We start from the raw sequence: 10,050 nt of genomic DNA on the forward strand, positions 1-10,050 counted from the left end.
TAACTATTATGATAAAAACACAATTTACGAAAAGTTTGCGAGTAGCAGCTTTATTGATGTTTTTGTTCATTTGGATGCCAATCTCTGTTTGGGCACAAAAGAACACAATATCAGGTGTTGTAGTAGATAGCAATAACGAGCCTCTTATAGGTGTAGCTGTTGTTATCAAAGATGCAGCTGTTACCACTGGTAGTATCACTGGTCTTGATGGTGATTTCACCATAGACGCAGACGCTAATGCTACATTAGTATTCAGTTATGTAGGTTACAGTCCTATTGAAGAACCTATCAAAGGGCGTACAAACATAAAAGTGACAATGAGGACTAGTGTTATCATGTTAGATGACCTAGTAATAATAGGATATGGTACTCAAAAGAAAGTAACACTCTCTGGTGCAGTTTCTGGAGTGAAAGGTACCGAAATGTTGCAAACCAAAAATGAGAATCCACAAAATATGCTCACCGGTAGAATAGCAGGGGTGCGTGTCTGGCAAAAAAGTGCAGAGCCTGGTTCATATAGTGCCGATCTAGATATTCGTGGGCTAGGAGCTCCATTGGTTATTATTGACGGAATTCCACGTAAGGTAGAAGATTTTCAACGTTTAAATCCTATAGATATCGAAGATATTTCGGTATTGAAAGATGCATCAGCAGCTATCTATGGAGTACGTTCGGCAAATGGAGTTATTTTAGTAACCACTAAAAAAGGAGTAGAAGGAAAAACTAAGATAAACTATAGTGGTTCATTTACTTTCCAAACTCCATCTGGACTTCCTAAACTAGCAAGTGCCTATGATGCAATGACATTGTATAACGAAAAGTCGATGAACAATGTAAATGGAGGAAGTATTGTTTTTGGACAAGATATGTTTGATGCTTTTGCCAATGGAACTCGTCGCACAACCGATTGGAACTCATTGATAATAGCAGACTATGCTCCACAAACTCAGCACGACCTTAGTATATCTGGAGGAAGTGACAAAGTTCAATACTATGTAGGAATGGGATATTTGTATCAAGAAGGGTTCTTCAAATCTGGAGATCTGAATTATAACAAATTCAATGTACGCTCTAATGTTTCAACTAAAATAATGAATGGTTTAACGTTCGATATCAATCTGAGTGGTATGGTTGATGATCAAAACAACCCATATACAAGCTCTGTAGATATTATCAGAAATTATTGGAAACAAGGAGTACTATTTCCTGCATATGCAGATCCTGAAAATACGATGTTGAATTATGAAGGATTAGACCTAGAGCAAAATACTGTAGCTATGATGACATCAGATATTTCAGGTTATCGTAAATACAAGAAAAAAAGTTTCCAATCTTCTGCTTCGTTAAACTATGATTTAGGAACGCTAGTTGACGAACTAAAAGGATTGTCTGTAAAGGCTTTGGTAGGATATGACTATCATGTCAATAACAACAAAATCTTCCAAAAGGAATATTATCAGTATGCATACAATCAGTCGTCAAGTACTTACGAACCAAAATTATATGATCCAAGTTCGCCTAATAAACTTAGACGCGAATTCTATGATAAGCAACAAATTTTGAGTCAATTAATCTTAAACTACGATCGCACATTTAGTGAAGTGCACAAAGTAGGTGCAATGATTGGTTGGGAAACTCAAAAGAATGACGGAGATAATTTTTATGGACTCAAAAATCTAGCTTTCGGATCAGACCATTTCTTAGCAGGAGTAGAAGATGGTCAAATGACAGGAATGTCTAGTGGTTTAGGTGACTACTATGACGAGGCTAAGGCTGCTCTTATAGGTAGATTGGGTTATGATTATGCAAGCAGATACATTGTAGAGTTCCAGTTCAGAAATGATGGTTCATCAAGATTTGCCGATGGTCATAAGTGGGGATTCTTCCCTTCAGCTTCAGCAGCTTGGCGTATATCTGAAGAACCATTCTTCAAATCAGTAGATGCACTATCATTTGTTGAGCAATTGAAAGTCAGAACGAGTTATGGTGTCTTAGGAGACGACCTTGCCGATCGTTGGGACTATGAGTGGCTTCCTGGTTATATATATCCAGCAACCAGTTCAAACTCTGAAAATGGTTATAACAATAGTTATGCTCCGGGTTATATATTTGATGGTAAATTCGTAACAGGTATGACACCCAAACCAATGGCTAATGCTTTGATTACTTGGTACGAGGCTAAAACATTCAACTTAGGAGTTGATTTTGATGGTTGGAATGGCTTATTTGGATTCACCTTAGATTATTTCGATAGAAAACGAACAGGATTATTTGCTCGTAACACATCAGAATTTCCTACTGTGATAGGTGCTACAGCACCCAATGAAAATCTAAATAGTGATCGTAACTTTGGTTTAGAGTTAGAGTTAAGACACAGAAACAAGATCGGTCGTGACTTTTCATACAACCTACGAGGTATAGCAACAATAACTCGTACCGAATATGATGTAGCAGTACAAAATGGACCCTACAAGAATTCATACGATAAATGGCGCCATGACAATCTGAATGGTCGTTATCAAGGAATGCAGTTTGGTTATGAGTCAGCAGGTAGATATCAAAACTGGAATGACATCTGGTACTATAATACATATAAAGAGCGTGACGTTTTACCAGGAGATTATAAATATGTAGACTGGAATGGTGATGGAGAAATCAATCACTTAGATGAACACCCTTTTGCATTTGATGGTACTCCAAAATTAAACTATAGTTTAAACTTAGAAGCTCAGTACAAGAATTTTGATTTAGCACTACTTCTTCAAGGCTCGGCATTAGGATCTATGCAATATCAAGAGCCTCTCTATGCTATATGGGGGACGAATGGAGGGGGTACACTAGAGCAATTTGTTGATAGATGGCATCCTGTAGATCCTTTGGCAGATCCTTACGATCCTGCAACTCAGTGGATAAGTGGCAACTATGCTTATACAGGTCATTCTCCTAAAAGCAATTCTGAATTTAATCGTGTGAGCACGGCTTACCTCCGTCTCAAAAGTATCGAATTTGGTTATACCTTGCCTAAGGTAAAAGCACTAGCAGCTATGGATCTTCGTGTATTTTTCAGTGCTTACAATGTGTTCACTATCACAGATGTGAAATATGTAGACCCAGAACATCCTGATAGCGACCATGGTAGAATGTATCCATTGAATAAGACTTATACATTAGGATTATCATTAGGATTTTAACTATTACGTATCAACAAACAAGTAGATTTTTATGAAAAAAATATTTATTATACTATCCTTATTTGGTCTTTTAAGTCTTCCATCATGTGTTGACTTAGATATTCCACCAAAAAATGTTGTAAATGATAATGACCTACTCACCAATGACTCTGGTATGGATATCTATATGGCTCGTATGTATAGCTATATGCCATTCGAAGATTTCAAATATATGGGTGAATGGGGATTTCGATATACAGGCTGGCTTGGTGCTACAGGGATTGATGGAACAGGAGAAGCTGTAAACCGTGATGGTATTACAAGAGCCTTCACTAGCGAAGCCGATCCTTATTGGGAGCAAGCTTTCAGAACGCTGAGAGATGCGAACCATCTAATTGAGACACTACCTGAGTTCAAAGAAAACTTTACAGAAACCACCTACAATCATTATTTAGGAGAAGCCTATTATATACGTGCAACTGTATTCAATGCTATGGCTCGTCGTTTTGGAGGTATTCCGTTAGTTACAAGAGAAATTGATTATCCAGCAGAAGCTTCAACACTCGAAGAGCCTCGAGCTAGTGAAGAAGAAACCTGGGATCAAATTTTAGCAGACTTTGACAAGGCTATTGAGTTGATGCAACCTAAGAGCCTTAGATCAGGTTATTCTAACAAATATGTAGCTCTTTCGTTTAAGGCTGAAGCCATGCTCTATGCTGGTAGTGTAGCTAAGTATAACGAAACTGTGCCAGGACGCTTAACAGGACTTGGAGACAAAACAAGAGTTCGTGTTATTGGGTTTGCTAGTGATAGATGGCAAGAGGCTTCAAAAAAATATTTTACTGAGGCATATAAGGCTGCTCGCGAAGTGATGTTAAATGGAGGCTATTCTCTATACAAGAAAAAATGGGCAGCAGGAGACAAGGAAGCACAATATCAAAACATGGTAGACATGTTTAGTGATATGACAAGCCCTGAAAACATTTATGTGAAAGAATATTTATTCCCTACATCAACACACTCTTACGATGCTTTTAGTTCTCCTTTTACATTAAGATCTCCGCTATCGGCTGGAACTTGCCCTACATTAGATTTTGTAGAATTATTCGAAGGCTTTGATCGTTATGCAGATGGAACACTGAAAGTAACTACTGGAGCTACTAATAAAGATGGAAATTATATTTTATATGACAAACCAATGGATCTTTTCAAAAATGTAGAACCTCGTCTTCGTGCATATGTAATTTTTCCAGGTGATGTCTTTAAAGGAAAAGAAATAGAAATACGTGGAGGAATATATACAGGCCCTACGCCTATTCGTCCGTTGTTCAATGATTATTCGTATGCAACAGCAGATGCTCGTTATCAAGGATTAGCAGCATATACACAACAGCCAAAAACTTTATATCTTAGCCCTCGTGAGGGCAATAGTCAAGAAGTTGTTGAATTTGGGGGAAAACAAATGTTAGCAGCTGGAACTGATGGCCCATTTTATGACAATGGAGAAGCTACAGTTACAGGTTTTTATGGTCGTAAATGGTTGAACCCAGAACCATCAGCAGTTATAGGAGAGGGCAAATCTGCACAACCTTTCATTTTGATGCGTTATGCAGATATATTATTAATAGCTGCCGAGGCAGGAATAGAATTGCAATTAGCTGGGGTATCATCTCCTGATGGCTCTAATCTATTGCAAGTTGCTACAGATGCTATCAACGAAATTCGTGAACGTGCAGGAGCTACGCTATTAGCAGGTACTCTTTCAGGTACAAATGCAGGTCGTGATATCGTTCGTAAAGAGCGCCGTAAAGAGCTAGCCTTTGAACATAAAACGAAGTGGGATTTGCGTCGTTGGAGAGTGTGGCACTATGATGGTCGTGATGGTTTCTGGGGAGAGCAAAAAGATAAAAACTCTTTCAGTAATGATAACAACTATCGTTTTAGAGGTCTATATCCTTTTTACTCAACCGAAGCTAACAAATACTTTTTTGATGCTAGATATCAGTGGGTTAATCTCAAAACTATGTCGTATAGTCCAATCGACTATTACTTTGAGATACCTAGTGGAGAGGTTGCAAAAAGTCCTCAAATAGACCAACAACCTAATCGCTAACATAGAAATAAAAATATTATAGAATATGAAAAAAATAATTTTATATACACTATTCTCTACATTATTAAGCTTACATTCTTGTGCTTTCTTTGATCTTGACAACTATGACGAGCCACAAGAAACTCTAGTAGGTGAGGTTGTAGATGTGGCAACAGGAAAGAGAATATTAACAGACCAAGGTAGTGAGGGGATACGTGTACGTCTAACAGAACTTAGTTGGGGCGAAAATGTAGATCACAATCCAGATTTTTATTGCATGCCTGATGGTTCTTTTCAGAATACCAAGCTATTTGCAGGTAACTATCATATCGACTTGGCAGGACCTTTTATTCCATTGATTCGCGAAGATGAAAATGGCAATGTACTAGCTGATGAGAGTAAGACGATGGATATCAAAGGAACCACAAATGTGAAGTTTGAGGTACAACCTTTCCTAAATATTGAGTGGGTAGATGAACCTACAGTAGTAGATGGAAAAGTAAAAGCTCGTATACGTGTAAAGCGTGGTGTAGATGAAGCGACCTTCCGTTCTAAGATAGAACCAATGGGTGGATATAGTCCTAGTTTTTTATATCTAACAGATATTCAGTTTTTTGTGAGCTATTCTTCTTCAGTTGGATACCGTGCTCGCGACGAACGTTGGTCTAGTAAAATAGAATATACAGGCGATGAATTTGAAACAGAATTTGGAAAAGTTATAACACTTGAATCAAATGATATTATTCCAGCTGGAAGAACTGTTTTTGTACGTGCAGCAGCACGCATAAACTATGCAACACCTGTAGGAAGTGGAACTAGACGATGGAACTATAACGAGGCCAAAGAAGTTTTGATCCCTAGATAAAATTAATTAGACAATAAGCATTCACTCTATTTCTAGTGCCTATCTAAGATTGGAGTGAATGCTTATTACATATAAAATGTAAATCATCAAATATAAAAAGATGAAGAAACTTTTTTTATTTCTTTTTTTAGTTAGTCTTTTTGCATGCAATAGTGTGCAAAATACTACAGCAAAGAAAGTAGATCCTGTCGATTATGTAAGTATTCTAGTTGGTACACAGAGTAAACACAGTTTATCCACTGGGAATACATATCCTGCGATTGCTCTTCCTTGGGGTATGAATTTTTGGACTCCACAAACTGGTCCAATGGGGGATGGTTGGACATATGACTATACCGCAGATAAGATCCGTGGATTTAAACAAACACATCAACCAAGTCCTTGGATGAACGACTATGGTCAGTTTGCTATCATGCCCGTAACAGGTAAAGCTGTTTTCAATCAAGACGAGCGTGCAAGCTGGTTTTCACACAAAGCTGAGATTGCAAAACCATACTATTATCAAGTATATCTAGCAGATCACGATGTGGTAACGGAAATTACTCCAACAGAGCGTGCTGCAATGTTTCGTTTCAAATTTCCTGAAAATGAAAATTCATACATAGTTGTAGATGCTTTAGACAATGGGTCGTATGTTAAAATCATTCCAGAAGAGAATAAAATCATTGGTTACACAACCCAAAATAGTGGTGGAGTACCTGCAAACTTCAAAAACTATTTCGTTATAGAATTTGACAAACCATTCACTTATAAATCGGTAGTTGCAAGCAACCAAATCAAAGAAGACCAATTAGATTCTACTGATAATCATGCAGGAGCTATTATTGGTTTCAAAACTAAAAAAGGAGAGATTGTTCAGGCTCGTGTAGCATCATCTTTCATCAGTCATGAGCAAGCAGCCTTGAACTTGAAAAGAGAACTTAGTGATAAAACATTTGATCAAATAACAGAAGAAGGACGAAACACTTGGAATGAGGTTTTAGGTAAGATTGAAGTAGAAGATACAGATGTTGATAAACTTCGTACATTCTATTCAAGCCTTTATCGTTCAGTTCTTTTCCCTCGTAGTTTTTATGAATATAATGAGGCTAACGAAGTGGTACACTATAGCCCATACAATGGTGAAGTATTGCCAGGATATATGTTCACTGATACTGGATTTTGGGATACTTTTCGTTCGCTTTTCCCATTCTTGAATGTGATGTATCCATCTATGAATGAAAAAATGCAAGAAGGACTGGCAAATGCTTATAAAGAAAGTGGGTTTTTGCCAGAGTGGGCTAGCCCAGGACATAGAGATGTAATGATTGGAAATAATTCAGCTTCTGTTGTAGCAGATGGTATCCTTAAAGGTATTGGAACAAAAGATGCTGAAACTCTTTGGCAAGCAGTTGTTCATGGAGCAAATGCTCATTTAACAAATACAGCTTCAGGTCGTAAAGGTTGGGAACACTACAATAAATTGGGTTATGTTCCATATAATGTTGGTGTCAACGAAAATGCAGCTCGTACCTTAGAATATGCTTACAATGATTGGTGTATTTACCAAATGGGTAAAAAACTAGGAAAACCAGAAAGCGAGATTGAAGTTTATAAGCAACGTGCTATGAACTACAGAAATCTATTTGACCCAGAGCATAAACTAATGCGAGGTAAAAACGAAGATGGTTCATTCCAATCACCATTCAATCCTCTGAAATGGGGTGATGCCTTTACTGAAGGAAATAGCTGGCATTATAGCTGGTCTGTTTTCCACGATCCTCAAGGATTGATAGACTTGATGGGTGGAGAAAAAGACTTCAATATGATGATGGATTCAGTATTTACTATTCCACCATTGTTTGACGATAGCTACTATGGCTTTGTGATTCACGAAATTCGTGAAATGCAAATCATGAACATGGGTAACTATGCTCATGGTAATCAGCCAATCCAACACATGATCTACATGTATAATTATGCTGGCGAACCTTGGAAAGCTCAATATTGGACTCGTGAAGTTATGGACAAACTTTACACAGCTGCTCCTGATGGATATTGTGGTGATGAGGATAATGGACAAACATCGGCTTGGTATGTTTTCTCCTCTATGGGATTCTATCCAGTATGTCCAGGAACGGATGAGTATGTGATTGGGTCGCCACAATTCAATAAAATGAAACTTCATTTAGAAAATGGTAAAACAGTAACTATCACTACCAAAAACAATGATAAAGCGAATCGCTATATTGATGAAATGACAGTTAATGGTAAAACATATAGCAAAAACTATGTTACTTACGAGCAACTGATGAATGGTGCAGACATTACTTACACCATGTCGAAAGAACCAAACAAATCGAGAGGAGTAAACAAAGAAGAATATCCGTATTCGTTTTCTAATGAATTGAAAAAATAAAAAAAATGAATAAAAGAAGTATTATTACAAGTCTATTTTTAGGATGCATTATTTCAATGAATGCATCAATAAAATTACCTCAAGACAATACAGATTTAAGCAAGAAATATGAATCGCAAAGACCTCCAGTAAAAGATAGATTATTTGAATCGAAAGCTGTAGAAAACAAGATAGTGGAAATAAAGAAACAACTCAAAAATCCAAAATTGGCTTGGATGTTTGAAAACTGTTTCCCAAATACGCTTGACACAACGGTACGCTTTGCTAAGAAGAACGGGAAACCTGACACTAGTGTATACACCGGTGATATTCATGCTATGTGGTTACGTGATTCTGGCGCACAGGTATATCCTTATATCAAGTTAGCGAATCAAGATCCAGCACTAAAAGAAATGTTAGCTGGAACTATTTTGCGTCAGTTTAATTCTATAAACCTTGATCCTTACGCTAATGCATTTTATACAGATGTTAATGAAGTTGGGCATTGGGCTAGTGACAATACTAAAATGCTTCCAGGAGTGCATGAACGCAAATGGGAAATAGACTCTCACTGTTACCCTATTCGTTTAGCTTATGACTACTGGAAGAATACAGGAGATACGAGTGTTTTTCAAGAAGAATGGTTATTGGCGATTACAAATATTTTGAAAACATTTAAAGAGCAACAACGAAAAGATGGTGTAGGACCTTATACTTTCTTGAGAGAAACAGATCGTTCTTTTGATACATTAAGTAATAATGGTAATGGAACACCTGTAAATCCTGTAGGACTAATAGTATCATCTTTCCGTCCATCTGATGATGCTACAACACTTCAATTTCTTGTTCCTTCAAACTTTTTTGCTGTAACTTCTTTACGTAAAGCTGCTGAAATATTGACAACAGTAAATGGAAAAACAGTTCAAGCTCAAGAATGCCTTGACTTGGCCAATGAAGTAGAAATGGCATTAAAGAAATATGCAACCTACAATCACCCTAAATTTGGGACAATCTATGCTTTTGAGGTAGATGGTTATGGAAACCACCTACTGATGGACGATGCCAATGTCCCAAGTTTATTGGCAATGCCTTATTTGGGAGATATGGATGTTAATGATCCTATTTATCAAAATACACGTCGTTTTGTGTGGAGCGACAGCAATCCATACTTCTTCAAAGGAAAAGATGGAGAAGGAATCGGAGGCCCACACATCGGCTACGATATGGCTTGGCCTATGAGTATTATGATGAAGGCTTTTACAAGTCAAAGTGATGAAGAGATAAAATGGTGTATAGAAATGTTGATGAAAACAGATGCTGATACAGGATTTATGCATGAGTCATTTGACGTAAATAATCATTATAATTTTACTCGTGCTTGGTTTGCATGGCAAAACACCTTATTTGGTGAATTAATTATAAAAATTGTTGATGATGGAAAATTAGAATTATTAAATACTATAGACTAGCCTATGCTAGTCTATAGTACTTCTTTCTATCTTAAGGAACTATTTATTATAGTTGCGTAACGAATTGATATTTCTTT

At 37.1% G+C, this 10,050-nt stretch carries 5 protein-coding genes; all 5 read left to right on the forward strand.

Annotated elements, in window-relative coordinates; all coding sequences use genetic code 11:
* Positions 1-8 precede the first annotated feature (8 nt).
* Positions 9-3,191: a SusC/RagA family TonB-linked outer membrane protein gene (locus K8V80_RS10880; protein WP_276777915.1), complete on the forward strand. Its 3,183-nt coding sequence runs from the start codon at positions 9-11 to the stop codon at positions 3,189-3,191.
* A 31-nt stretch (positions 3,192-3,222) separates the two neighbouring features.
* A complete protein-coding gene (locus K8V80_RS10885; RefSeq protein WP_276777918.1) occupies positions 3,223-5,283 on the forward strand; it encodes a RagB/SusD family nutrient uptake outer membrane protein in 2,061 nt (686 codons plus the stop codon).
* A gap of 25 nt (positions 5,284-5,308) precedes the next feature.
* Positions 5,309-6,127 carry a DUF3823 domain-containing protein gene (locus K8V80_RS10890; RefSeq protein WP_276777920.1) on the forward strand — a complete coding sequence of 273 codons (819 nt, stop codon included), beginning with the start codon at positions 5,309-5,311 and terminating at the stop codon, positions 6,125-6,127.
* A 100-nt stretch (positions 6,128-6,227) separates the two neighbouring features.
* Positions 6,228-8,525, forward strand: coding sequence for a GH92 family glycosyl hydrolase (locus K8V80_RS10895; protein WP_276777923.1), 2,298 nt, complete (start codon positions 6,228-6,230; stop codon positions 8,523-8,525).
* A gap of 5 nt (positions 8,526-8,530) precedes the next feature.
* Positions 8,531-9,973, forward strand: a complete 1,443-nt coding sequence (locus K8V80_RS10900; protein WP_276777925.1) for a glycoside hydrolase family 125 protein — start codon at positions 8,531-8,533, stop codon at positions 9,971-9,973.
* Positions 9,974-10,050: the final 77 nt, after the last annotated feature.

It is taken from the genome of Bacteroides coprosuis (assembly GCF_020741705.1).
GTDB lineage: Bacteria > Bacteroidota > Bacteroidia > Bacteroidales > Bacteroidaceae > Bacteroides_E > Bacteroides_E coprosuis.